Annotated in this window: 22 protein-coding genes, 3 tRNA genes and 1 pseudogene; 8 read left to right on the top strand and 18 right to left on the bottom strand. The window is 68.6% G+C overall.

The annotated features are described in order from the left end of the window. Window positions 1-22: 22 nt before the first annotated feature. Complete coding sequence (locus ACLQ2N_RS34145) at window positions 23-1,222, top strand: NAD(P)/FAD-dependent oxidoreductase (protein ID WP_425819345.1); 1,200 nt, start codon at window positions 23-25, stop codon at window positions 1,220-1,222. 118 nt (window positions 1,223-1,340) lie between these two features. Here the strand turns inward: ACLQ2N_RS34145 and ACLQ2N_RS34150 are convergent. After that, window positions 1,341-1,413 (bottom strand) — tRNA-Arg (locus ACLQ2N_RS34150). A gap of 160 nt (window positions 1,414-1,573) precedes the next feature. Further along, window positions 1,574-1,664 (bottom strand) — tRNA-Ser (locus ACLQ2N_RS34155). Window positions 1,665-1,862: 198 nt separating this feature from the next. Between ACLQ2N_RS34155 and ACLQ2N_RS34160 the strand changes: the two genes are divergently transcribed. Continuing rightward, on the top strand, window positions 1,863-2,321 hold the full coding sequence (locus tag ACLQ2N_RS34160) for an SSI family serine proteinase inhibitor (protein WP_425819347.1): 459 nt from the start codon (window positions 1,863-1,865) through the stop codon (window positions 2,319-2,321). A gap of 225 nt (window positions 2,322-2,546) precedes the next feature. Beyond that, entirely contained in the window at window positions 2,547-7,121 is a 4,575-nt protein-coding gene (locus ACLQ2N_RS34165) for a PAS domain-containing protein (protein ID WP_425819349.1), read from the top strand. A 75-nt stretch (window positions 7,122-7,196) separates the two neighbouring features. Here the strand turns inward: ACLQ2N_RS34165 and ACLQ2N_RS34170 are convergent, their stop codons facing one another. The 4 genes from ACLQ2N_RS34170 to ACLQ2N_RS34185 form a co-directional block, all read right to left on the bottom strand. Further along, window positions 7,197-8,846, bottom strand: coding sequence for a long-chain fatty acid--CoA ligase (locus ACLQ2N_RS34170; RefSeq protein WP_425819351.1), 1,650 nt, complete (start codon window positions 8,844-8,846; stop codon window positions 7,197-7,199). 167 nt (window positions 8,847-9,013) lie between these two features. Further along, window positions 9,014-9,673: a SigE family RNA polymerase sigma factor gene (locus ACLQ2N_RS34175; protein ID WP_425819353.1), complete on the bottom strand. Its 660-nt coding sequence runs from the start codon at window positions 9,671-9,673 to the stop codon at window positions 9,014-9,016. 225 nt (window positions 9,674-9,898) lie between these two features. Continuing rightward, complete coding sequence (locus ACLQ2N_RS34180; protein ID WP_425819355.1) at window positions 9,899-10,210, bottom strand: hypothetical protein; 312 nt, start codon at window positions 10,208-10,210, stop codon at window positions 9,899-9,901. Window positions 10,211-10,442: 232 nt separating this feature from the next. Beyond that, window positions 10,443-10,517, bottom strand: a tRNA-Trp gene (locus ACLQ2N_RS34185). A gap of 341 nt (window positions 10,518-10,858) precedes the next feature. Between ACLQ2N_RS34185 and ACLQ2N_RS34190 the strand changes: the two genes are divergently transcribed. Next, entirely contained in the window at window positions 10,859-11,521 is a 663-nt protein-coding gene (locus tag ACLQ2N_RS34190) for a hypothetical protein (protein ID WP_425819357.1), read from the top strand. A 75-nt stretch (window positions 11,522-11,596) separates the two neighbouring features. Here ACLQ2N_RS34190 and ACLQ2N_RS34195 read toward each other — a convergent pair whose 3' ends face one another. The 12 genes and pseudogenes from ACLQ2N_RS34195 to ACLQ2N_RS34250 form a co-directional block, all read right to left on the bottom strand. Continuing rightward, a complete protein-coding gene (locus ACLQ2N_RS34195) occupies window positions 11,597-12,739 on the bottom strand; it encodes a tyrosine-type recombinase/integrase (RefSeq protein WP_425819359.1) in 1,143 nt (380 codons plus the stop codon). Then, complete coding sequence (locus ACLQ2N_RS34200) at window positions 12,739-12,960, bottom strand: helix-turn-helix domain-containing protein (protein ID WP_425819361.1); 222 nt, start codon at window positions 12,958-12,960, stop codon at window positions 12,739-12,741. Before ACLQ2N_RS34200 ends, ACLQ2N_RS34195 begins: the two co-directional genes overlap by 1 nt. 2 nt (window positions 12,961-12,962) lie before the next feature. Beyond that, window positions 12,963-14,378 (bottom strand): annotated as a pseudogene (repSA, locus tag ACLQ2N_RS34205) (replication initiator protein RepSA). A gap of 91 nt (window positions 14,379-14,469) precedes the next feature. Next, window positions 14,470-14,784 carry a SpdD-like protein gene (locus ACLQ2N_RS34210; protein ID WP_307125912.1) on the bottom strand — a complete coding sequence of 105 codons (315 nt, stop codon included), beginning with the start codon at window positions 14,782-14,784 and terminating at the stop codon, window positions 14,470-14,472. A 27-nt stretch (window positions 14,785-14,811) separates the two neighbouring features. Further along, entirely contained in the window at window positions 14,812-14,967 is a 156-nt protein-coding gene (locus tag ACLQ2N_RS34215) for a hypothetical protein (protein WP_010060553.1), read from the bottom strand. A 12-nt stretch (window positions 14,968-14,979) separates the two neighbouring features. Continuing rightward, on the bottom strand, window positions 14,980-15,171 hold the full coding sequence (locus ACLQ2N_RS34220; protein WP_382265037.1) for a mobile element transfer protein: 192 nt from the start codon (window positions 15,169-15,171) through the stop codon (window positions 14,980-14,982). 5 nt (window positions 15,172-15,176) lie between these two features. Next, a complete protein-coding gene (locus ACLQ2N_RS34225) occupies window positions 15,177-15,362 on the bottom strand; it encodes a hypothetical protein (protein WP_425819364.1) in 186 nt (61 codons plus the stop codon). Between the two features lie 18 nt (window positions 15,363-15,380). Then, complete coding sequence (locus tag ACLQ2N_RS34230) at window positions 15,381-16,046, bottom strand: DUF2637 domain-containing protein (RefSeq protein WP_425819366.1); 666 nt, start codon at window positions 16,044-16,046, stop codon at window positions 15,381-15,383. Between the two features lie 50 nt (window positions 16,047-16,096). Then, on the bottom strand, window positions 16,097-16,231 hold the full coding sequence (locus ACLQ2N_RS34235; RefSeq protein ID WP_425819368.1) for a hypothetical protein: 135 nt from the start codon (window positions 16,229-16,231) through the stop codon (window positions 16,097-16,099). Between the two features lie 80 nt (window positions 16,232-16,311). After that, complete coding sequence (locus ACLQ2N_RS34240) at window positions 16,312-17,664, bottom strand: FtsK/SpoIIIE domain-containing protein (protein ID WP_425819370.1); 1,353 nt, start codon at window positions 17,662-17,664, stop codon at window positions 16,312-16,314. Window positions 17,665-17,666: 2 nt separating this feature from the next. Further along, entirely contained in the window at window positions 17,667-18,026 is a 360-nt protein-coding gene (locus ACLQ2N_RS34245) for a hypothetical protein (RefSeq protein ID WP_032781844.1), read from the bottom strand. A gap of 139 nt (window positions 18,027-18,165) precedes the next feature. Next, complete coding sequence (locus tag ACLQ2N_RS34250) at window positions 18,166-18,945, bottom strand: GntR family transcriptional regulator (RefSeq protein ID WP_425819372.1); 780 nt, start codon at window positions 18,943-18,945, stop codon at window positions 18,166-18,168. Window positions 18,946-18,963: 18 nt separating this feature from the next. On the opposite strand from ACLQ2N_RS34250, the gene ACLQ2N_RS34255 reads away from it, so the two are divergent. The 4 genes from ACLQ2N_RS34255 (at window position 18,964) to ACLQ2N_RS34270 (ending at window position 23,579) form a co-directional block, all read left to right on the top strand. Then, a complete protein-coding gene (locus ACLQ2N_RS34255) occupies window positions 18,964-19,428 on the top strand; it encodes an NUDIX hydrolase (RefSeq protein ID WP_425819374.1) in 465 nt (154 codons plus the stop codon). Between the two features lie 436 nt (window positions 19,429-19,864). Further along, complete coding sequence (locus tag ACLQ2N_RS34260; protein ID WP_425819376.1) at window positions 19,865-22,246, top strand: P-loop ATPase, Sll1717 family; 2,382 nt, start codon at window positions 19,865-19,867, stop codon at window positions 22,244-22,246. 58 nt (window positions 22,247-22,304) lie between these two features. Further along, window positions 22,305-22,832 (top strand): RipA family octameric membrane protein, encoded by a 528-nt coding sequence (locus ACLQ2N_RS34265; RefSeq protein WP_425819378.1) that lies wholly within the window; start codon window positions 22,305-22,307, stop codon window positions 22,830-22,832. A gap of 303 nt (window positions 22,833-23,135) precedes the next feature. After that, window positions 23,136-23,579: a DUF6009 family protein gene (locus tag ACLQ2N_RS34270; protein ID WP_425819380.1), complete on the top strand. Its 444-nt coding sequence runs from the start codon at window positions 23,136-23,138 to the stop codon at window positions 23,577-23,579. Window positions 23,580-23,639 lie beyond the last annotated feature (60 nt).

The following is a 23,639-nucleotide window of genomic DNA, read 5'->3' on the forward strand; positions in this document are numbered from 1 at the left end:
CGCGCGAGACAGGAGCAGGCACATGCAGCAGCACCGCATCATCGTCCTCGGAGCCGGATACGCCGGAGCCATCGCCGCGGGCCGCGTCGCCAGGCGGCTGCGCCGCGAGGACGTCACCGTCACCCTCGTCAACGCGGAGCCCGACTTCGTGGAGCGCGTCCGCATGCACCAGCTCGCGGCGGGCCAGGACCTCAAGCCCCGCCCCTTCGCGGAGATGTTCGCCGGGACGGGCGTGAAGCTGAGGGTCGGCCGGGTCACCGCGGTGGACATCGACCGCAAGGCGGTCACCGTCGAGAGCGCGGACGGCGAGGAGGAGTTGGCGTACGACTCGCTCGTCTACGCCCTCGGCAGCGCCTGGAACACCCAGGGCGTCCCCGGGGCCGCCGAGCACGCCCACGAGATCGCGAGCCGCCCCGGAGCGCTCCGGCTGCGCGACCGGCTGGCCACCCTCGCACCCGGGCAGTCCGTGCTGATCGTCGGCGGCGGGCTGACCGGCCTGGAGGCGGCGACCGAGTTCGCGGAGGCCCGCCCGGACCTCGACATCGCCCTCGCCGCGCGCGGCGGCCTCGGCGACTGGCTCTCGCCCGCCGGCCGCCGCCACGTCCGCAAGGTCTTCGACCGGCTCGGGATCACCGTCCACGAGCACACCTCCGTCACGGAGGTCGGCGCCGGTCACGTCACCACGGCCGAGGGCACCTCGTTCCCGGCGGCGGTCACCGTCTGGACGACCGGCTTCGCGGTCCACCCGCTGGCGGCGGCCACCACCCTGGAGACCTCTACGAGCGGCCAGATCGTGGTCGACGCGACCATGCGCTCGGTCTCGCACCCCGATGTGTACGCGATCGGGGACGCGGCCCTCGTCGCAGGACCCGGCGGCAAGCCGCTGCGGATGTCCTGCGCCTCGGGCGTCCCCACCGCCTGGCAGGCGGCCGACGCCCTCGCGGCCCGCCTCGCCGGCACCAAGATCCCGTCCACCCCCCTGCGCTACTTCAACCAGTGCGTCTCGCTGGGCCGCAAGGACGGCCTCATCCAGTACGTCACCGCCGACGACCGCGCGGTCAAGGCGGCGCTGACGGGCCGGATCGCCGCCGTCTACAAGGAGCTGGTCTGCAAGGGCGCCGCCTGGGGCGTGGCCAACCCGACGACCGGCCTCCCGGCCCGGCGACGCCCGGTCGCGGTCGCTCAGCAGCCCGGAGCGGCCCGGGTGGCGGATGTGCTCTGATCCCGGTCAACGTCCCGGACGCCACGGATCCAGCGGCCGTGCGGGCCGCCCGGAAGCGCAAGTAGGTCCGGGCCGAACGAAAGAGGCCCCGGATTTCTCCGGGGCCTCTCACCTGCTGTGCACTCGGCAGGATTCGAACCTGCAACCTTCTGATCCGTAGTCAGATGCTCTATCCGTTAAGCTACGAGTGCTTGTGCTTCCGGGTTTTTTTCTGCCCCGTCGGCGTTGCGAGAACAACATTACATGACCTGCGCCGGGACGCGAAATCCATTAGCCGCACCCGGCCCGACCTGGGCAAACGCCGGGAACGGACGAAGCCCCGGTCCTGGGGACCGGGGCTTCGTCGTGGTGCGGAGGCGGAGGGATTTGAACCCTCGATGGGGGGTAAGCCCCAAACCGCATTAGCAGTGCGGCGCCATAGACCGGACTAGGCGACGCCTCCAGCGCAACGCCCGCGCGAGCGCGAGTGGTGCGTGCAGATGATGACACAGCTGCACGCTGCGCCACCAATCGCGGCCTACGGTACTAGGCGGGCGGCCACGAGAGCAAAGCGATTGCCGTGCGCAACGCCGGGGCGAGTGGCGCGTTAGGCAGGGCGGGGGCGCCGCCCCCGCAGGTTCTTCCGCCACAGGAGTCCGCCATGATGCGCCGTCTCGCTCTCACCGCTGTCGCGTCCCTCGCCGCGCTGTCCGCCGCCGCGCCCGCCGCCACCGCCGCGTCCGGGCCCCTCCCGCTGCCGCTGTCCCTGCCGCTCCTCCAGGACGACGGCGCGGGGACCCGGCTCACCGTGGTCGTCGCCGGGTCGGGGAACCCGGAGGCCGACGGCAGGTACGAGCTGGAGTGCGAGCCGGCCAAGGGGAGCCACCCGGTCGCCGCGCAGGCGTGTGCGCGGCTCGATCAGTTGGAGGGAGAAGGGGCGGACCCGTTCGCGCCCGTCCCCCGGGACGCGATGTGTACGCAGCAGTACGGCGGGGAATCCACCGCCCGGGTCACCGGTACCTGGCACGGCCGCCAGGTCGACGCCTCGTTCAGGCGGACCGACGGGTGCGAGATCGCCCGGTGGAACGGCCTGCGGCCGGTCCTGCCGAACGTGCGGTGACCGGGCCCGGGGCCCGTCGGCGGGTCGCCGCGGGGCGCGATGCGACTCGGAGCCGTACAACGTACGCACCAAACCTTGGTGAGAGCTCCCCCTCATCCGCAGTCCCACGCCCCTCCCCTGCCTTTAGACTCCTTCAGTGACAGCTTGAAGCCCGAGGGGCAAGACCCGAGGGGCAAGATGGGGCCGCTGTCGGCAAGATGCAGTAATCAGGGAGGAAGCGTCGTCGTGAGCAGCAGGCCATCCCGAGGCGCTGCTCGCCTCGCAGCCATACTCGACGCCCTTCCGGACGGGCTTCTGCTCGTCAACTGCAACGGTACGGTCGTCAACGCCAACACCATCGCCCTCGAAATGTTCGAGTCGCCGGGCACCGCGCTCGTCGGCCGCGGGCTGCTCGATCTGCTGCCGGAGTTCGACTCCAAGCTGATCCCGGGGTCGATGCGCCGGCCCGAGGCTGCGGACGAGCGAGGCCGTACCAAGCCGACGCGCATGATCGCGCGCCGTACCGACGGCCACGAGTACCCCGTCGAGGTGACCAGCGCCAGCCTGGAGGACGGGCAGGCGGCGTACAAGGACGTCCAGGGCTCCTACGGGGGCAGCTACACCGGTGACGAGCTGCTGATGCTCGTCGTGCGCGACCTCTCCGGCACCGTCGACACCGAGGCCGAGCTGGCCCGGTCGCAGCGCCAGACCGAGATGATCCTGCGCGCCGCCGCCGAGGGCGTCGTCGGTACGGACACGGACGGCCGGGTCGTCCTGGTCAACCCCGCCGCCGCGCAGATCCTCGGCTTCCGCGCCAGCGACCTCGGCGGCCAGGAGCTGCACCCGCTGATCCTGCACTCGCGTGCGGAGGGCGAGCCCTTCCCGTACGAGGAGTCCCCGCTCGCCGACACGCTGAAGTCGGGACGCAAACACCGGGTGCGCGGGCAGGTTCTGTGGTCCAAGAGCGGGGAACAGGTGCCGGTCGATCTGACCACCGCCCCCGTCCGCGACGGCGACCAGCTCGTCGGCGCCGTGATGACGTTCACCGACCGCCGGCCCTACGAGGAGCTGGACAAGCGGCGCAAGGACGAGATCGCCGAGCTGACCGCGAGCCACACCGCCGCGGTCGCCGAACTCACCGAGCGGCACACCGCCGAGCTCGCCGCCGCCGAGGAGGCCCACGCCTCCGAGCTGGCCGACCGCACCGAGCGTTACGCCTCCGAACTGGAGGAGCAGGCCGAGCGGCTGACCGACCTCACCGCCCGGCACACCCAGCTCACCGCCGTGCTCAGCGAGTCGCTGCGCGGGCCCCTGGAGGAGCTGCGCGGCGAGCTCTCCACGCTCGCCGCCGACCCCGCCGGCCAGCTGTGGCCCGAGGCGAACCAGATCCTGCACCACCTGGCCGCGGGCTACGCGCGCATGACGACGCTCATCGACAACGTGCTCGGCTACCAGCGCCTCGACGCCGGCGCCGAGGCGCTGGTCAAGACGCGTGTGCTGCTCGACGGCGTCGTCACGGCCGGCATCGACGCCGCGGTCGAGCTGATCGGGCCCGGCCGCGCCCAGTTCGCGGTGCACGCCCCGCCGATCGAGGCCGAGGTCGACGCCGGACGCCTGGTGACCGCCCTCGCTCACCTCGTCGCGGACGTCGCCGGAGTCGACTCGACCGGCAAGGCCCGTCTCGTGCCCGGTGGCGGTTACGTCGACTCGACCGTCGTGGTCGCCGCCGCCCAGCGCGGTGACGTCGTACGCATCGAGGTGCGCGGACCGTTCGCCGGGGGAGACCCGGTGCACGTACCCATCGTGAGCGGCATCGTCCGCGCGCACGGCGGTGTGCTCCAGACGCACGAGATGCCGGGCATGAGCGGCAGTGCGTACGTCCTTGAGGTGCCGATCGGCGCGGGTGCGGGGACCGTGGCGCCCCCGGAGCCGCCCCCGGCGCCTCAGGTGGAGGCGGCTCCTCCGGTGGCACCCGCGCTTCCTTCCCCCGGGGAGACCGGTCATGCGGACCCGGCGCCGGTGGTGTCGGACGCGCCCGAGGCGGGTAGGGGCCGGCGCCGTGCGCGGCGTTCCTCCACCGACGCCTTCCTGGAGAGCCCCCTGGGCGGCTCCGACGGCAGCGGCGAGCTGGAAGCGGCCCCCGGGGACACCGGCGCAGCCGCCCCGACCGGGCGCCGGCGTGCGCGCCGTGCCGCCCCCGCCGCCGAGGTCGCGGGCCCGCACGAGCTGATCCCCGCCCAGCAGGCCGAGGGCTCCGGACGCCGTCGCGGGCGGCCCAGCCCCGCCGAGACGGGCACGCAGGCGGTCCGGTCCGCCCCGGGGCAGGCCCTCGCGCTGCCCGCGGCCGCTCCGTCGGAGGGGTCCGTGGTGACCGCCGCGGAGGGCGCGCAGGGCGGCCGGCCGCAGCGCGGGCAGACGGTGCCCCCGCAGGGCGTTCCGGTCGGGGCGCAGACCGGGTCACAGCTCCCGGCCGCGGTCGGCGGGCACCGGGGGAACCCGGGCGACGAGGGCCGTCTCGCCCTTCCCCCCGTCGTGAACGCCGTCCGGTCCACGGCCCCCGCCGCCTTCTCGGACCTCGATGGCGCCGACCGCCCGGCGCCCGGCCCGGTGGTCCCTCCGCCCTCGCCCTCGCCCTCGCCGGAGTTGCCCGCGCCGGCACCGCAGCCGACCGGGCGACGCCGCCGCGCCCTGGCCGCCGCCCAGGAACGGGCCGCCGCCGCCGAGGCCGGACCGCGCGTGCCCTTCGCCCTCCCGCCCGCCGACGCGGACCGGGTGGCCCCGGCTGCCGGGGGGCCGGACGGCTCCTTGGGCACGGGGCTCGCGGGTGCGGCAGGGGCGCCGGGGCCTGTCGGCGCGCGTGAGAGCGACGCGTCGGGTTCGTACGACGTCGGCGTGGGTAAGGACGAGGCCGGCGCGTCCGGTTCGTACCGCGTCGGCGTGGGTACGGACGAGGCCGGCGCGTCCGGTTCGCACGGCATCGGTGTGGGTACGGACGAGGCCGGAGCGTCCGGTTCGCACGGCATCGGTGTGGGTACGGACGAGGCCGCCTCGGGTGGTTCGCACGGCGCCGGCGTGGGTACGCCTCCGGCCGGGCAGGCCGCGTGGCCCGAGGCCGGGCTGCCCGGCACACCGGACGCCGACCCCGGCGCCCTCGCCATCCCGCCCGGCGCCCCGCCCCTCGCCCCGGCCGCCACGCCGGAGCACGCCCCCGTGCCGCCGCAGGCCCAGCCCGCCCCTACCGGCCGGCGCCGCGCCCGCCACGGGGACGCGGGCCCGCAGGAGGTGCCGCCCGCGCCCTTCGCGCCGCCCGCCCCGGTCGCGCCGCCCGCACCGACCGCCCCGGGCGCCGAAACGGCGCCCCCCGCACCGGCCGACCCCAGGCTCGACGCCCCCGGTGCCCCCTTCGCGCCCGCTGCTCCGCCGGAGCAGCCCGCCCCCGGAGCCCCGGCCGCCCTGTCGGCACCGCCCGCGCACCCCGGCGCCTGGGGGGACGACGACACCTCCGGGCGGGGGCCCACCGCACCCGTCGCCGCGCCGGAGACGCAGAGCGCCGGACGTACGACCCACACCACCGGCACCGCCACCCCCGCCGGTCCCCCGGCCCGCCCCCGTACGCTGGCGCCCGCGCCCGACGCGCGCCGGCAGCCGCTGCCCGCCGAGGCACCGATGCCGGGCGGGTCGGACTCGACACAGGGACGCGCGTTCAGCGTGCGCACGCTGGGACAGGGCGTGCCGTTCGCCCAGCACATCGCCCACCAGCAGAACCAGACCCTGGGCGGCAGCAGCGTCGGCCGGCGCCGCAAGCTGGCCGCACCGCCGGAGCCCGAGCCCGGCCAGGACGAGCGCGCCGCGTCGCCCGCCCCGGCCTCGGCGACCCCGCATCCCGGGCCCGCAGCACCCGCCGCCACGCCCCCCGCCCCCACCGTGCACGGGCAGGGATCGGGGCAGCTGCTCTCCGCTCCCGCGGCCGAAGGGCGCGCGTACGCCATCGGTGCGCCCGACGAGGGTGCGGCCGAGGGACCTGAGCCGCTGGACGGTCCCGGCGGTGCGGTCGAGGTCGCCAACCGCCCCTCCCCGCAGCCGGTCGACGACGAGCTGCCCCCCGAGCCGCTCGACAACCCGCGCCGGCTGCTCGTCTGGCCCGCGCCCGACGTCTCCACGCAGCAGGCGCTGAGCGACCGCGGTTACCGGCCGGTGATCGTGCACTCGCGCGAGGAGGTGGACGCGCAGATCGCGGCCTTCCCCGCCGCGCTCTTCGTGGACCCGTTGACCGGGCCCATCACCCGTAAGGCGCTCCAGTCCCTGCGGCAGGCAGCCGTCGCCGCCGAGGTGCCCGTACTGGTGACCGCCGGCCTGGGACAGGCGTCGCGGGAGGCGGCGTACGGTGCCGACCCGGCCGTACTCCTGAAGGCGCTCGCTCCGCGCGACAGCGAACAGCACCCGCCGCGCGTCCTGCTGATCGAGGAGCACCAGGACATCGCGGCCGCGCTGACGGAGACGCTGGAACGCCGGGGCATGCAGGTCGCCTGCGCCGCGACGGACAGCGAGGCCGTCGCGCTGGCGACCCGGACGCGGCCGAACCTGGTGGTGATGGACCTGATGCAGGTGCGCCGCCGCCGGGCCGGGATCGTGGACTGGCTGCGCGCCAACGGCCAGCTGAACCGCACCCCCCTGGTCGTCTACACCTCGGCCGGCATCGACCAGGCGGAACTGCCGCGCCTCGGTTCGGGCGAGACCGTGCTGTTCCTGGCGGAGCGCTCCACGAGCGACGAGGTGCAGTCCCGCATCGTCGACCTGCTCGCGAAGATCGGCACGAACTGACCGGCGTACAGAGGCATACGACGAGGGCGGTACGGGAACGCACCCGTACCGCCCTCGCCCTTTCCGTGCAGCGGCTCAGAGCTGCGTGATGTCCAGCTCGCCCTGCGCGTACTGCTTGCGGATGACCTTCTTGTCGAACTTGCCGACGCTCGTCTTCGGCACGGCCGGAATGACCGACCACCGCTCCGGCAGCTGCCACTTCGCGACGCCGGATTCGGCGAGGAACGCCCGCAGCGCCTCGTAGTCGGCGGTGGCGCCCTCCTTGAGGACGACGGTGGCGAGCGGACGCTCACCCCACTTCTCGTCCGGGACGGCCACGACCGCGGCCTCCGCGACGTCCGGGTGGGCCATCAGCGCGTTCTCCAGCTCGACACTGGAGATCCACTCGCCACCGGACTTGATGACGTCCTTCGCCCGGTCGGTGAGCGTGAGGAAGCCGTCCTCGCTGATCACGCCGACGTCGCCGGTCTTCAGCCAGCCGTCCTCGCTGAACTTGTCCGCGGGCCGCAGCGCCTCGCCGTCCGCGCCGCCGTAGTAGGCACCGGCGATCCAGGCGCCGCGCACCTCCAGCTCACCGGCCGACTCGCCGTCCCACGGCAGGTGCTCGCCGGCCGGACCGACAAGTCGCGCCTCGACGCCGGCCGGGAAGCGGCCCTGGGTGACGCGGTAGGGCCACTCCTCCTCCGGGGTCAGTCCGGCGGGCGGGTTGGCCATGGTGCCGAGCGGCGAGGTCTCCGTCATGCCCCAGGCGTGACAGAGGCGGACGCCCAGCTTGTCGTACGCCTCCATGAGGGAGGGCGGGCAGGCGGCGCCGCCGATCGTGACGTTGGCCATGGAGGTGAGGTCGCGCGGGTTGGCGGTGACCTCGGCGAGCAGCCCCTGCCAGATGGTGGGAACGGCGGCGGCGTGCGTCGGGCGCTCGCGCTCGATCATGTCGGCGAGCGGGGCGGGCTGGAGGAAACGGTCCGGCATCAGCATGTTGACGCCCGACATGAACGTCGCGTGCGGCAGACCCCAGGCGTTGACGTGGAACTGCGGAACGACGACGAGGGTGGTGTCCTTGTCGGTCAGGCCCATCGACTCGGACATGTTGACCTGCATGGAGTGCAGGTAGACCGAACGGTGGGAGTAGACGACGCCCTTCGGGTCCCCCGTCGTGCCGGAGGTGTAGCACATCGCGGCGGCCTGGCGCTCGTCCAGCTCCGGCCAGTCGAAGCTGGTGGAGCGGCCGGCGAGCAACTCCTCGTAGTCGTGCACGCGCACCGTCGCGCCGTCCAGGAGGGAACGGTCGCCGGGACCCGAGACGATCAGGTGTTCCACCGACGTCAGCTGGGAAAGCAGCGGCGCGATGAGCGGCAGCAGCGAGCCGTTGACGATGACGACCTTGTCGTCGGCGTGCTTGACGACCCAGACCAGCTGCTCGGCGGGAAGGCGGAGGTTCAGTGTGTGGAGAACGGCGCCCATGGACGGGATGGCGAGGTACGCCTCCACGTGCTCGGCGTTGTTCCACATGAGCGTCGCGACACGCTGATCGGCGTCGATACCGAGTTCGTCGCGCAGCGCGTTGGCGAGCTGGGTGGCGCGCCGGCCGATCTCCGCGAAGCTGCGCCGGTGCGGCTCCGGCTCTCCGGTCCAGGTCGTGACCTGCGACTTCCCGTGAATCGTCATCCCATGCGTCAGGATGCGGGTGACAGTCAGCGGTACGTCCTGCATGGTGCTGAGCACGGCGTCCTCCCGGTGGGCGCTACGCGGCAGTAGGGTTCCGCTGATTCTGCGCACATACCGCTTGGTATGTCACTACTTCCGGGCGTACGAATCGGTGTCGCCCCGCAATGTCACACCGCCCGGGAGCCGGTCGGACCGCTCTGTTCCGCCTCTGCGGAGGCCATCGGTCAGCGGTCCGCGATCAGCTCCGGGTCCTGGCGGAGCTTGCCGAGCGCCCGGGAGACCGCGCTCTTGACCGTGCCTACGGACACCCCGAGCACCTCGGCGGTCTGCGCCTCGCTCAGGTCCTCGTAGTAGCGCAGGACGACCATCGCCCGCTGGCGGGCCGGCAGCTTCAGGACCGCACGCCACATCGCGTCGTGCAGCGACTGCCGCTCCGCCGGGTCCGGGCCGGGAACGGCCTCCTGCTCGGGCAGCTCGTCGCAGGCGAACTCGTCGACCTTGCGCTTGCGCCACTGCGAGGTCCTGGTGTTCAGCAGGGCCCGGCGGACATAGCCGTCGAGGGCGCGGTGGTCCTCGATCCGGTCCCAGGCGACGTAGGTCTTGGTGAGCGCGGTCTGCAGCAGGTCCTCGGCGTCGCTCGGGTTGGCGGTGAGCGAGCGCGCCGCCCGCAGCAGCACCGGACCGCGCGCCTGCACGAACGACGTGAACGAGGGGTACGGGACGTGCGGCGCCGCCGACGTGCGCGCGGCGTGCGCGGCACGGCCGGAGCTGCCCGGCGTGCGCGCCGGGGCAGCGGTGCGCGTCGGCGCGTAAGTGCGTACCGCGGCCGACGTGCATGCCGGTGCGGCTCCCCTGTGGGTGCCCGTGCGGACTGGCGTGGTCATGGCTCCACGCTAGAAGCGGGGCCCGCCTCCCAAATCGCCCCCAGGTCCCGAAACCGCGTCCGCCTCAGGGTGTAGGCCCGGGCCCCCCTCCACCTCCTGTAGGTGGAGGGGGCCGTACCCGGGTCCTCAGGGTCGGCCCCGAGGTCCCGGTACGACCGGGTGGACGGCGGACGGCCCGCCCGTACGCCGGAGTGGCGTACGGACGGGCCGCGAGCAGCGCGGACCTCACCAGAGGTTCGTGAAGTTCACCGCCAGGTTGTACGTCGACTGGTCGATGTCGGTGAAGCCCGAACCGTTCACCTGCGCGGAGTTGCTCTGGTTCGACGCTCCGGCGCCCGTCGCCTGCTGCTGCGAGGTCGAGGAGTTGCCCGCGTTGTCCCGGCCGACCCCGCTGCCGCTGATCGTGGCCACGCCCGCGTTCGACCCGCCGCTCGCGAACGAGCCGTTGTCCGCCTGGGCCACTCCGCCGAGGAGAACGGCGGCCAGAGGCAGCGCGGCAACGACGGCGAGGGCACGAGCGGTACGGATGCTTGCCATGTCTGTTCCTCCAGGAACCGGAAGTAGGGCTGAGGCTGAACCCGGGCCGACGGCCGACCGCCCGGTTCTGATCACGACGTCGCGGACCAGAACTGCCCACCGCCCCACCGCCGAACCACTCCTGGCTCCCGGTTCCCCCGCAAGCGTGAGGAACCCGAACCAAACCCCTGACCTGGGGCGAACCATGCGCCCAGCGCCCGCATGAGCGCCACCCGAAGAGGGAAGGCGGAGGCGGACCCGACCGGATTCGAACCGGCGTCCTCACGGTTTTGGAGACCGCGCGCGACGACCTCTGCGCTACGACTCCGCCTCCACCGGCCATCCTAGAAGCCCCGCACCCATACGAACGGCCCCCGACCGGTTCGCCCGGTCGGGGGCCGTTCACTGCGGTGGGTGTGGGATTTGAACCCACGGTGACTCGCGCCACGACGGTTTTCAAGACCTTTCGGGGATCAGGTGACGCACCAGTTTCAGTGCCGGTCAGGCGCAGGAAACCGTCTCGCCGCAGCCTTCGCCGCGCTTACCGTGCCCGCTACGTGCCCCTGGGGTGGCCTCACCCCCCTGTCACCGTCTCAAATGCCCTCAGCCCATCCTGACCGGTGAGGCAGAATCGCGGACAACTGGACGGGCGATGACAGGGGTGGGGACGTGGTGCGTTTTGGCTGGCGCAGCCAACGTAAGGGCATACCGAAGGAACCAGCACTGCTGGCTGCGGCTGCTGAGAACCCCGGTGGCAGCGTCGCCGAGATCGACCCGGCGTATATCGACGACCCGAACGGCTACGTACCCCCGGAGGCGATCCGTGGCGCTTGGCTGGTGGACAGCAGCGGCAAACTGACAGGTGAGTACCAGGGGAATCCCCGCCACGGAGCGCCGCAAGACGACTTCAGCAAGCTCACCGAGCCTGATCACTGGCTTGGCTGGCTAGGCGATAGCCCCGCGGCCGCAGTCCGGAAGGGCATCGAAGAGTCCTTGCGGGCCCAGGTGGCTGACGCAGTGGTCGAGTGGGTCAAGATCCTTGAAACACCACGGTTTCTGACGGCCGGGCGTCAGTCTTCCGAAAACGACCAGGTCATGTTGGTCACCCGCGCGGCACTCGCCGCGCCGTTTGCGTTGTCCGTGCGTACGACGCAGCACGGGCGTTCCGTCCTGCTGGGAGTGTTTTCCTGGGCGGCGGTCAACCTCTCACCGCCCGGAGTACGCAAGGACCGGCACTGGTTCGACCTTGGCGTCGAGCTGGACTGGGCCGGTGAACAGCTTCAGGGGCGGATCTACGAGATTGACGGTGAGAACCGCACCAGCGAGCAGTAGAGCGATATTCGGACGCCGTACAGCGCGTCGCCCCTGGCCATGTTCTCGGCCAGGGGCGACAGGATTTACAGGGCCTCACAGAGGCTTGTGCTCCTTGTTCGGCCCATCCTCTTCCTGCCCTTCGAGCCACGTGTCAGCCGCTTCGGCAACCTGATCGTCTCGACCGGCGACCGGCCGGGCATAGTGCCGGGTAGTGACGCTCGCGTTCGAGTGGCCGAGCCGATGGGCGGCGGTCATGACGCCGTAGCGGTCGGCGACCCACGTGCCGTGCGAGGCACGCAGGTCGTGCGGCGTGACGTCGGCGAGCCCGGCCGCCGTCACAGCGGGATCGAAGTACGCCTTGCGCCACTGGTTGTAGCGCAGCGGCTTGCCGCCAGGGGTGACGAAGAGGAGAGCGTCCTCCCCGCCGGGCAGCGTTTCCAGGTGCCGGCCGATCCGCGCCGCGAGTGACGGCCCGATCCGCAGGACCCGCTTCTGATGGGACTTGGGAGTGTCGAAGACGAGAGTGCCGTTCGCTTCGGCCAGGTTTTCATCGACGAGGACCAGGCCGCCGGACACATCGATGTCCGCTCGCCGCAGCGCGAACGCCTCCCCTACCCGCAGCCCCGCGTAGGCGAGCAAGGAGATCAGCAGGTCATGCGGTTTCGTCGCGCTCCGCACGATCCGTGAGGCTTCCAGCGGGGTGAGGATGTGCGGCTCGGTCTGCGGCATTCGAGGCAGCTTCACGCCCCGGCACGGGGTCTGCCCGATCATCTCGTTGTCGACGGCCGCCCGCATGATCTGCGACAGCACCCGGTAGGCCTGTCTGATCCGCGATGCGCTGAGACCACGGGTCTTCATCGCACCGACCCATTCGACGATGGTGATAGGCCGGAGGCTGGACAGCTCACGGTCACCGAGCGCCGGAACGATCAGCGAGTTGATCAGGGATCGGTACGACGCCTGTGTCTTGTGCTTGAGCTGCGGGGAGACCGCGGTGAGCCATCGTGCCGACCAATCGCGGACGGTGGTCTTCCCCTCAGCGGGGTCGAGCCAGCGGCCCTCCTCCATCTCGATTCGCTTCCGTGCCAGCCAGCGATCAGCGTCCGTCGTTGTCGCGAACGTCTGATCAGCGGCTCGCAGCACGCCGTCAGGCCCCGGATACCGAGCCTGGAATCGGCCGGACGGCAGCTTCCGGATCCGCCCGAAGGCGCGTCGGGACTTACGCTTGGCGGCCATCAGGCGGCCCTCCGGTACGAGTACGCCGAGGCGGGCCGCAGGACGACCGGCGCCACCGTGTGGGCACTGACGTACTCCTCCACAGCGCTCTCGGGGATGCGGACGTGTCGGCCGACCTTGACGTACGTGATGCGGCGTTCCTCGATGAGCCGGCGGGGGAAGCGGAGACCGGTGCCGAGTCGTTCGGCGACCTGGTTCACGGTGAGCAGTCGGTCCGCCACGGTCACCACTCCCCCTCATTGGCAGTGCGCTCCTTCAGTGCATCGCGGGCGGTCTCGCGGTTGGTCTGGAGGTCTCGGGCGATGGTGGCGGCGAGAGCTCCTTCGCCGGGGGTGTGCCCGTGGCCTACGTACTGCCAGTCGGTGAGGACGAGGACGGTGTCCGGTTCGCGGTCGGCGAGGCCGAGAGCAGGCGCTTCCTGGGCGGCGCGGTAGTCGGCGCGTTCCTGGCGGAGGGCACCGAGAGTGGTCGAGTAGGTGCGGGACTTGGACGAGAAGTGGCCGCGAAAGCCGAGCATGTGCGCCCAGGCCCAGAGGCGCCGATCTGGATAGAGGCTGTCGAGCTCACGGCATGCGGTGATGAGCCGACGGGTGTGATCGGGAACGCGGTGGCGGTCGAGTTCGGCGAGTTCACCGATACGGCGGTCCAGGGTGCCGGTGTTCTCGGCGGCTTTGGTGGCGTACTTGGCCACGTACGAGGCGACTGCCTGTTCGGTGACATCTGAACCGTCGCCGAAGGCCTAGACCGGTCGGACGTCGAGCTGTCGGCCCCACCGGAAGGTCCGCGACGACTGTTCACCGGCAGCCGGGACGGAGACCGACGTGTACGAGTGCGCGGCTGCGGCGCGTATCGCGTCGGTGAGGAGATCGACCGTGGCCCAAGAGGGCGGCGGCGTACGAGGTCCCTCCGGGCCGTCGAGACGTACGACGGCATGGAAGTGGAGGGCTCCGCGCTTCTGGAATTCGGCGACCTTGCCGAAGGAGACGCGGAGATGGTCGCCCAGCTCACGGCGTGGGATTCCTGCGTGGATGGCGAGTTCGCGGCGGAGTCGGGTGGTGAAACGCTGCCAGAGCTCCCCGGCATGGTTGTTGAAGAGCACAGCGCCCGCGTAGTCGTAGGTCTCCGGATCAAGGGCGGAGCCCAGGTCCCCGGAGTCCGAGGCGTGCGCGGTGCCGCAACGGCAGGTGCCCCGGTCAGGGCGGCTGTGGACGGGGCCGAACGAGGGTGCGGTGAGGGTGGCGAAGACGCGCGGGTGGTCGCGGACGGCGGCGGTGATGTCGCGGCGGTCGTCTCCGGCGAGGCCGGCGCGGATCAGGTGGTAGGTGTCACCCGCGTAGGTCCAGGCGCAGGAGGGGCAGCGGGAGGCACGACGGTTGCCGCAGGCGATACGGAGGCGCCCGCCCGGCTCGTACGCGGTCGAGTAGCGGTGCAGGGTCTTGCCGGTGGTCTTGTCCTTGTGGGTTACCCAGCCGCTCAGATGGACGGGGTCGGCACAGCCGCCGGTGCGGCGGATCTGATCCTCCCAGCGGGTGTAGTCGGAGGCCGAGGCCACCCGGAGAACGTCCCCGAGGACGGTCGGGTCGAGCTGTGGGGCGGGCATGGACCGCTTCTGTTTCGAGGGTGAGGGCCGGTGGGCCATGCTGGGGGTTCCTTCCGGTTGCGAGATCGATCGGTGGGCACGGCTCCCGGGCGGCGGATGCTTGGCGGTATCGAGGCCGCCCGGGGGCCGGTCAGCGGCGTTTGGCGTTGGACGCGATAAGGGAGCGCACGACGACCGCGCAGACGGCGACCGATGCGCTGGTGACGGCGACCGCCAGGAGCAGCGAGACCAGGACGGTGCCGACGACCAGGACGACGGCGGTACCGGCGCCGACGAGCGCGACCGCGGTGCCGGGGGTCAGCTGTACGACCGGACGGGACGGCTCAGGGGCGGCGGCGGGTGCCGGGGCAGGCGTGCCCGGCGTGATGGTGGTCGGCTGGACGACGGCGGGCGGGGTGACCAGGCCCGAGGGCTGCGGCATGGTCGGGATCTTGGGCTGGAACATGAGTGGTTCTCCTCTCCCGGGCGCGGGTTACTTGACGGCGGTGTCGATGACGGAGGCGAAGAGGCTGTCGGCGAGGAGGTAGCCGCCGAGGAGGAGCACGCAGATCAGCCACACCGGCGGACGGAAGAGCTTGATGCCGAGGTAGCCGACGACCAGCAGGGCGATCCAGAGGGGGACGTCCATGGACGCTGTCTCCTAACGGACAGTGCAGCGGTGGGTGCGGGCGGCAAGTTGGGCGGCGGTCCGGCTGGAGTAGTCGGCGGACCAGCCGCAGCGGTCGGCAGTGCAGACGGCGGCGTGGGCAGCGCGGCCGGTGCGGTCGCGGTGGGTGCCGATCTGCACGGGGCCGATACGCATCACGGAGTGGAAGCTGTCGCGGGCGGGCATGCCGGTCAGCCCCTTTCGGTCGTCGGGTCGGTGTACTGGGCGCGGATGCTTCGGGCGGTGGCCGGGTCGTCGGCGCGTCGTGCGGCTTCCTCGGCGAGCAGGTGGGCGAGGAAGGGGCGTCCGGCTGCGGCCATCTCACGCGCTCCGTCGAGGTAGGCGTCCACGGTCAGGTCGGCGGGATCATGGGTCATCTCAGTTCTCCTTTGCGGTCAGCTGAGGCGTGCGGCAATGGCGTCGGCGAGGTGGGGCGGAACGCCGAGACGGGAGCGGAGGGTGTCGGTGTCGATCGGTGATCCGGTGCGGGTGCGGTACTCGTCGGCGACCTTGCGGGCATGGTCGATCAGCACGGCGGGAACGGGCGGCTCCGGGGACGGGGTCGGTGGCGAGGACAGGGCCGTTGTCGCAGGGGGTTCATCGGCCGGGGATGGGGGCGGGGCGGCTTCAGGCACACGCGTCGGCCCGACTTCCTTTGTCTCCGTGGCGGCAGCTGGCGGAGCTGGCTCCGGCTTCCCCGACGAGTGGGCGAGGAGAGTGCCGCCGAGGAAGGCGAGTGCGGGCCATCCGGCGATGCCGAGCCGGAGCGGGGCCGGCGGGTCGGCAAGGTCGAGGAACCCGGCGGTGGCGACGTTGGCTCCGAGCGACGCGAACAGGGCAATCAGGAACCAGCACCAGGCCAACCGGGACGGGCCCTCGCCGCGCAGCCGACGCCAGGCGGCGACAAGGAGCAGGTCGACGCTGACCGGGTAGGCCCATGCCTTCCAGCCGTCCTGTCCGGCCGCGGCGGCGAGGTCGTGCAGGTGGGCGAAGGACAGAGCTCCGGCGATGGCTGCCTGGATCAACACCGCGTCGATCCGGAGACCGTGCCGGGCGCCCATCAGGAGTCCTCAGCGGGGTCGGAGTCGTCCGGGAACGTGCCCAGAGACGGCTACGGCAGCGACACGGCGAGGGACGGGCTGACGACGTCCACGAAGTCGAGGTCGGCGCCGGCCATGTCGGCGTACAGAACGAGTTGGCCGAGCAGAAGCACGGTCCGGGCGAAGTCCTCGCAGTCGGGGCACATGGCGGTTCTCCCTTCTTTGGGCATGGCGGTGGTAGGGACTCGGCGCGAAGACGGTTACGCCTACCGGGTGGGGGGAGAGATCAGGCGGTGGCCGGAGAGGCCTTCGCCGATGGCACAAGCTCGGTGGCGGTGCCGGTGGTGGGCCGGAAAGGGGCCAGCTCTGGCAGGTCCGGGGTCCTGTCGGCGTACCGGTTGCAGAGGTTAACGGCCTGGCGGAGCGAGGTGTGCGGAGCGCGGATGCGGTGCCAACCGCCGGAGGCGTCTCCCGCGATGGCGAGGCCCCTCAGTTCGGCGGGAATCTGGATGGCGGCGAGGACCGCATCCGGGGCGATATCACCGAAGGCCATGTTGGCGGAGGTCTCGTCGTTGAGACGGTGGGCGGTGCGGCCGGTGAGTTGGGCGCGGAGCATGGTGATGCCCTTGCCGAGTTCGGAGCCGAAGCGCTGTCCGCAGATTTCGAGGTAGATACCGGCGGCGCGGCCGAGCTGCGCGAGACGGACCAGGGCGGTGATGATGCGGTCCCGCCGCTTTTCCTCCTCCTTCGTTGCGTACAGGGCGAGTTCGGCCACCTCGTCGACCAGGACGACGACCGGGGTCGGGCGGATCTCATCAGGCAGGTCCCAGATGTCGGCGGCGATCTCCGCGTCCGGCACATCGACGGTGATGCACTGCTGGGTACGGATGAGGCGGTAGACGTCCGCCATCCGCGCCACGAGTGCATCGAGGAGTTCGGCAGCGGTGTCCGGGCTGTCGGCCAGCGCGGAGAACCGGCGCGCCAGCGGGAAGAGTTCGACCCCTCGCTTGCAGTCGATGCCGACGAGGGCAACGTCCAGAGGAGCAAGGCCGACGACCAGGTTGCGTTGGTAGACCGACTTGCCGGACTCCGTGGCGCCGAGGGTGAGGGCGTGAGGTATCGCGCGGTAGTCGCGGTAGTGCACCGACCCGTCTTCCCGAAGGGCGACCGGTACCCGCATCGCCCGGGTCTCCGTCTCAGCAGGCATCTGCACCCGCTTGAGCACGTCGTATCCGGTCATCCGCACCTCGACGACACCGGACCGCACCTCACGTGAGGTCACGCCGAACATCGAGAACGAGTGCCGAAGCCGGTCCGAGGCCGCAGCGATGTCGAAGACGTCCTGCCCGGGACGGAGCTTGAGTCGTAGGACCAGACCGGTGCGAGTCGGCCACAGTCGTCGGATACGCGGTGGGCGGGGCTCAGGTATCGGCCGGTTGGTGGCCCGAGCCAGAGATAACCGCCACCGCGCCGGCGGAACGGTCAACCCGCACGCGTCCATGACCGAGCGGTACCGGACCAAGACCCGCAGCGCGGCCAGAGTGACCCCGAAGGCCAGCCAGTACCAGGCGGGCCGCCGCCACCGCAGGAGACCCGCAGCGGCGACGACCAATACCAGAGCGACCGTGAAGGCGGTCATGATCAGGCCGCCTTCGACCCCGCGGCGGCAACGTCGGCGAGCGAGGTGACCGCGACCGCGCGGAACGCAATGCCGTGCCGCCGCTGACCGTTGAAGTCGTTCTCCCACGGACGTGCGACCAGGCCGGTGAGCGCGACCGGCGTGCCCATGGACAGCTCACCGGTGATCCCGGGCTCCGGAACGGTGACGGACAGGATCTCCACCTCCTCGTTCGCCGCGAACATCACGTCCACGGTCATGAGCTGAGCACCGGTCTCCATGTCGGTGGCGATCTCACCGGTGCGGCGGTCACGGACCTTGACCTGCGGAGTCTTGGCGACCATCACGACAGCGCTGGAGGTGTCGACGGGAATCTGACGCACAGGAGACCACTCTTCTATAGATGCTGAACTCCGCCACTCATGTATATGAGTGACATGAAGAAGAGTGCATCACTCCTGTACATGAGTCAACCCGCCGCTAGGAAGAACTCGCGACGGGTTGAGGGAAGTTGAGCGGGCGTCAGTCGTCGGCAGGGATCCGGTACTCGAAAACGAACTGGTCAGCGGCCATGAGCGTGTCACACACCTCGACCACCCGACCCGCGGTCGTACGGGCCTCCCGGATCAGGTGAACCACGGGCGCGCCAGGGCTGAGCACCAGTTCCGACGCCTCCGACTTCGAGGCCGGGCGCGCTTGCAGCGTCTCGACGAACTCCGCGAACTCATGGCCGTGGTCTTCGAGTCGGGCATAGATGCCACCACCCCCGGGGTTCTCGGCGAACAGCTCGGGGATCTCCTTCACCACGTCCCAGGGCAGGTACGACGAGGCGGTCTCAACCGGGGTGCCGTTACGGAAGTAGAGGCGCCGGCGGGCCAACACCTGCGTATTGGCGGGAACGCCCAGGCGCTCGGCAGCATCCTCGGGTGCGTCCATAGGACCGATGTAGAGGACGCTGACTTTGGCGGTGGCGCCGGACTGTGCGGACTCCGCGAGGTAGGCGGCCTGGCCACCCTGCCGGAGCGAGCGCCGGAAGCGATCGGACGAGCGGTGCCGTACGGGGGGCCGGTCCTTCACGATCGAGCCCTTGCCGTGCCTGGTCTCGACGAGCCCACTCGCCCGTACCTCGACCATGGCCTTACGGATCGTCCCGCCGGAGACGCCGTAGCGGTCCACCAGCTCGGATTCGCTCGGCACCATGTCGCCGGCTTTGAGAACCCCCGCCCGGATCTGCTGCACGAGGTCATCAGCGATCTGCACATACCGAGGACCGGAACCGGCCCCTCCCGCCGCAGTTCCCATAGTCCTTCCCTGCCTCCTATGCTCCTCTACATGAGTCAATCACAGGAAGCGACACCCGCTCCCCTGCACTCCGTGTCCGTAGCCGGAGCAGTGGTGCGCGAGGATGGCCGCCTCCTGGCGATTCGCCGAGCCGACAACGGCGCCTGGGAGCTCCCGGGCGGCATCCTCGAACTCAACGAGACACCCGAAGCCGGCGTCGCCCGAGAGGTCTGGGAAGAGACAGGCATCCGCGTCGAGGTGGACCAACTCACCGGCGTCTACAAGAACACGACCCGAGGCATCGTCGCCTTGGTCTTCCGCTGCAAGCCCTCCGGCGGCACCGAGCGCACATCAAGCGAGTCGACAGCCGTCTCCTGGCTCACACCCGACGAGGTCAGCGAGCGCATGGCCGAGGTCTACGCGGTCCGCCTCCTGGACGCCCTGGACAGCAACGGCCCTCACGTGCGGAGCCACGACGGCAAACAGCTCATCCCAGCGGGATAAGACTTTCTCTACTTCATCAAGGCGGCTCGCTCCGCTCGCCGCGCGCTCCCCGGCTACGCCGGTCGCGCGGTTGGAGCGAGCACCATGGTGGGGAAGAAACCCGCAGTGGCTGGGGCGGTCGGCTCCACGGCTTTAGCCACCTCCCCGGTTCGGGTCCCGCGTCGAGCAAGACCAGGGGACCACTCGTTCAAATTCCGGGCAGGATCACAGCCTGCCCGAGTTGCCGGCCAGCGTACGGCCCCCTGATCATGCTCGACCCCAAACCGGGCAGGACACCGGCCAAACCCGCTCCGCCGACCTCGGCGACGCCAAGCGGCAGAAAATTCCGAAACCGCCCACCAGGACGTGCACAGTGCGTAAAATCTGCTCACTGAGCTGGACGGGGGCGGCGGGAGTCCGGCCCCGTTCCCGGTGATCACTGCAACCAGGGGGATGCGTGGAGCACAAAGCCTTTGTCGGGTACTCAAAGCACCCTGCGGATGTCTCCCAAGAAATCTTGCACGCCTCAAGCGTGATCAATAAGAGTGGCTTTGCCGAAGCTCAAACCTGGGAGTCGACCCCAGCAACTGGGCGCCTCATCATCGAAACAGTTCTTCGCGCGATTGACGACAGCACAATCTGTCTTTTCGACGTCACCACTCTCAGCCAAAATGTGCTATTCGAAGTGGGCTATGCATTCAGCCAAAAAAAGCACCTGATGCTTTCCGTTCATAAATCGCCAGAAGCTCAGCACAGTTGGCGCTCCTTTGATATTTTCTCCACCATTGGCTGCATTTTTTACGATACAGGCAGCGAACTCGCCGCGAAATTTATGAACGGAATGGCGGCAGCCGGAGAAAAAACCCTGTGGGATGACGTTTCACAAGCCCTGGATGGACACAGCAGAAATTCACTTTTTTACGTTCCCACGTATCACACATCGGAGGCCGAACGTAACCTCCGCAGGATGGTCGGCAAGGAAAGAGACCTGGGAACCAAAGTAATTGTCGCAGACCCCGCCGAACAAGGGTCTGCACCATTGGCCTGGTACGTAAACGCTGTCTATTCATCCACCGCCACCTTGCTACAGATCTCGGCAGAGAAGCACGATCGGAATCGACTGCACAACGCCCGGACAGCCTTCATAGCCGGACTTGCCCGCGGCCTGAATCGCCCGCTATTGATTGTTGTGGACGAAGAGTACCAAGGCCCGGTTGACTATAAGGACATTCTCTACACGTACCATACTAAAAAGAAGCTCTCGGAAAAATTCAAGGAATGGCTCGGGAAATCTTTCGAAGCCTGGAATCGGGCAAATTTTCAGGGTGCTCAAACCGACGCCCCTAAAGTTGAGATCGCCACTGAACTCAAAGATCTGAATTTTGGTGACTACGTCGCAGAAAACGAGAGTGACACCCTCGACGAGTACTTCGTAGAGACAGCTGAATATGAGGCAGTTCTACGTGAAAATAGTGTCGTTTTTGTCGGCCGAAAGGGGATGGGAAAGTCAGCGAACATGATCCGAGCCTCTCAAGTACTAGGTGAAGACAGGAGAAATCTGGTTTGCCTAATTCGCCCCACCAACTACGACCTCGATGGCCTGGTGGGCGTCTTGCAGTCAATAGACGGCGACGGTAGGCAATCCTTTCTGGTTGATAGCTTCTGGCGCTTTCTACTTTACTCAGAAATTGCAATCACTGCTGTCGCTGCCGCTGAAAGGCTCCCCGCTGGCATCAGTTCTGGTACGCCCATCGCACAGTTGCGTGACTATCTGGCGCAGAATGGCATCGCTGATGATTTTTCCGTCCGCCTGGAAAAGGTAATCGATGGTGCGCTATCAGAGCTCAAAGAGGCACCGGGTAGCTCCATTCAGAGGCAGAGGGAACGCATCGCTCAAGTCCTGCACGGCAATATCGTGGGTAACCTCCGGAGACTTCTCGGAGGGGCCCTGAGGGACCGTCACCGCGTAGCACTGCTCGTAGACAATCTAGACAGCGCCTGGACTAGGTCGGGACAGCTTCAATCTCAAGCCGTTTTGCTCGTTGGATTGCTAGGGGCTGTAAGTCGTATTGCAGAGGATTTCCAGAAGGAGAATAATCGTCTCGCTTCGGTCAATGTCACGATCAGCGTATTTCTGCGATCAGATATCTATGACGAGGTAATTAAGGAGGCGCGCGAACCAGATAAGATCAACACAAAGAGAATCGACTGGGACCAGCCAGAGCTTCTAAAGCGAGTGATGGATGAGAGATACCTTTCAGCAAGACCTGCTGGCGCCTCTCCTGACGAGCTATGGAAGAAATTCTTCTGCGCTGAAGTCGAGGGCACGCCAACCCTGGATCACATCCTTTCAACAATTCTGCCTCGCCCCCGGGATTTAGTCTATTTCTGCAAGGCAGCCGTTCAGAATGCCGCCAATGCTCGACACTCAGCGGTCGACGAAAGCGATATTCGTGAGGCGGAAAAGATCTACAGCAAATTCGCCGTTGATGCTCTCCTGGTTGAGTACGGGTCTACTATCGGTCATCTCGAAGATGTCATTTATGAGTTCACTGGAAGCGAGGGCATTCTCTCGCGCTCCACGGTTCTAGAACTTATCTCTGACGGTCTGGGCGAGGAGGACAGTCAGGCTGCAGCAGAGTGTCTTGAAGGCCTCCTGAAAATCTCCTTCCTTGGTATCGAAGTCCGCAGTGGCGAGATTTGGTATCCGGATAGAGCCGATCAATTGCGCAAGGCACGGATATTGGCACGCAAGGCCTCGCGGCGCGACAAAAAAGAGGAGCGCTATCAAATCCACCCCGCTTACCGCAACTTTCTGGAGGTGGAAAGATCTAGCTAGGCAGGAGAGCATTTTGGCTGCCGTTTGTAATTGTTGGCCAGTGTAGCGGGGAGAGAGAATGTCGGACGCCCTCGATGAGCTTCGCAGCGCAGTATGGAACGCGTATTTCCCACTCGCGACCCCTGGGGCCGGGAACCAGGATCTAGGAGTTAATGTCCTTTTGGAGCAGTACAAGATATACGTAGAAATGGCTGACAGGGTCAGCGCCCGACGCGCTTTGGCCAATTCCTTCTTTCTGACAATAAACTTGGCTGCACTCGGACTCCTGGGATCACTGGCTACCAGCCATGCAGGAGAGTGGAGCAAGTTTGCGACTGCCACTGGCTCGCTTTGCCTAGTGGCGGAGTGCCTTGTCTGGTTCTATACGCTTCGCTCTTATCAGCAGCTAAGCAAGGCTAAATATGCAGTGATTGAAGTCCTTGAGGAGAAACTCCCCTCTAGCCCATACTCTAAGGGAGAGTGGGGTGCATACATTAGATCAGGGAAGCGCGGGAAGTACGTTCGCCTGACAACCACAGAGCAGATGATGCCCCTGGTATTCGGTATCAGCTACATATCCATGTTCCTCTATTTTTGGCATAAGTAGATCTGAACGCCAGACGCGCAAGCACCCGAGCGGACACGGGAGTTGTCGTTCTGCTCGTAGACCGCCGATCGGGTCGACAGAGAACTGTCAGGGCCGCCCCAGGTCTGCCGAGGCTACGCACCAACCGTCAGACAGAGCCAGAAGCCCACGGCATCTGGTCAGAGGCACGGGCCTCTCCTGACATGCAGGTGGTCGGGGACCTTATAGCAATGCAGCTTTAAAGGGACGTGCCCGGGGTGCCCGGTTAAAGCGGAGCCAGCCTGGGGAGGCTGCGTCTCCAGAGACCTGTGGGAGGGGCGGAGCGTGCGAAGTCGACCTGAGGACATCAAGCACGAGGACCAGATCGTATGGACCGAGGACGTCAGCTCATTCGACTACGTCCGCGAGACCTTAGTGGACGGTGTCGGCACTCGGCGGCGTCCCGTCTCATGGCGTGGCCAGGTAGGACGCCGAGTCGGCTACGCGGTTCTAAAGACCAACGCGCCGAGTGACCGCGATGCGCCGGGCATGTTCACACGGCGTGTGTTCTGGGTGAAGGAGCACGATCGATCCGAGCAGCCGGACGGGGCTTACAGCTCCGGAGCACCATCGGAAGCGGTCGACCCTCGAACGGTGGCCCCACGAGTCTGCGGGGAGCTGACAGAGCGAGCATGGGGTGGACCTCTTTCTCTAGACGCAGCTCCGCCCAAGGAGCGAGCCGCCGCGAAGCAACCACAGAGTGCTCGCCCCTTAGTACTCCAGCTGTAGATCGTGATCTTCATGTCTGTTCGGCGACTTGTCGGTGGTAGTGGCTGGTTCTGGATCGGG

Source organism: Streptomyces sp. DT224 (genome assembly GCF_049844595.1).
Classification (GTDB): Bacteria; Actinomycetota; Actinomycetes; order Streptomycetales; family Streptomycetaceae; genus Streptomyces.

What these genes read in the sequence shown, in the direction of transcription:
- ACLQ2N_RS34210 (WP_307125912.1), bottom strand. Translation starts at nt 14,784, where the DNA reads ATGTTCCAGCCCAAGATCCCGACCATGCCGCAGCCCTCGGGCCTGGTC.
- ACLQ2N_RS34265 (WP_425819378.1), top strand. Translation starts at nt 22,305, where the DNA reads ATGTCGGACGCCCTCGATGAGCTTCGCAGCGCAGTATGGAACGCGTAT.
- ACLQ2N_RS34215 (WP_010060553.1), bottom strand. Translation starts at nt 14,967, where the DNA reads ATGGACGTCCCCCTCTGGATCGCCCTGCTGGTCGTCGGCTACCTCGGC.
- ACLQ2N_RS34255 (WP_425819374.1), top strand. Translation starts at nt 18,964, where the DNA reads ATGCTCCTCTACATGAGTCAATCACAGGAAGCGACACCCGCTCCCCTG.
- ACLQ2N_RS34240 (WP_425819370.1), bottom strand. Translation starts at nt 17,664, where the DNA reads ATGACCGCCTTCACGGTCGCTCTGGTATTGGTCGTCGCCGCTGCGGGT.
- ACLQ2N_RS34180 (WP_425819355.1), bottom strand. Translation starts at nt 10,210, where the DNA reads ATGGCAAGCATCCGTACCGCTCGTGCCCTCGCCGTCGTTGCCGCGCTG.
- ACLQ2N_RS34145 (WP_425819345.1), top strand. Translation starts at nt 23, where the DNA reads ATGCAGCAGCACCGCATCATCGTCCTCGGAGCCGGATACGCCGGAGCC.
- ACLQ2N_RS34175 (WP_425819353.1), bottom strand. Translation starts at nt 9,673, where the DNA reads ATGACCACGCCAGTCCGCACGGGCACCCACAGGGGAGCCGCACCGGCA.
- ACLQ2N_RS34160 (WP_425819347.1), top strand. Translation starts at nt 1,863, where the DNA reads ATGATGCGCCGTCTCGCTCTCACCGCTGTCGCGTCCCTCGCCGCGCTG.
- ACLQ2N_RS34225 (WP_425819364.1), bottom strand. Translation starts at nt 15,362, where the DNA reads ATGACCCATGATCCCGCCGACCTGACCGTGGACGCCTACCTCGACGGA.
- ACLQ2N_RS34250 (WP_425819372.1), bottom strand. Translation starts at nt 18,945, where the DNA reads ATGGGAACTGCGGCGGGAGGGGCCGGTTCCGGTCCTCGGTATGTGCAG.
- ACLQ2N_RS34235 (WP_425819368.1), bottom strand. Translation starts at nt 16,231, where the DNA reads ATGTGCCCCGACTGCGAGGACTTCGCCCGGACCGTGCTTCTGCTCGGC.
- ACLQ2N_RS34195 (WP_425819359.1), bottom strand. Translation starts at nt 12,739, where the DNA reads ATGGCCGCCAAGCGTAAGTCCCGACGCGCCTTCGGGCGGATCCGGAAG.
- ACLQ2N_RS34220 (WP_382265037.1), bottom strand. Translation starts at nt 15,171, where the DNA reads ATGCCCGCCCGCGACAGCTTCCACTCCGTGATGCGTATCGGCCCCGTG.
- ACLQ2N_RS34230 (WP_425819366.1), bottom strand. Translation starts at nt 16,046, where the DNA reads ATGGGCGCCCGGCACGGTCTCCGGATCGACGCGGTGTTGATCCAGGCA.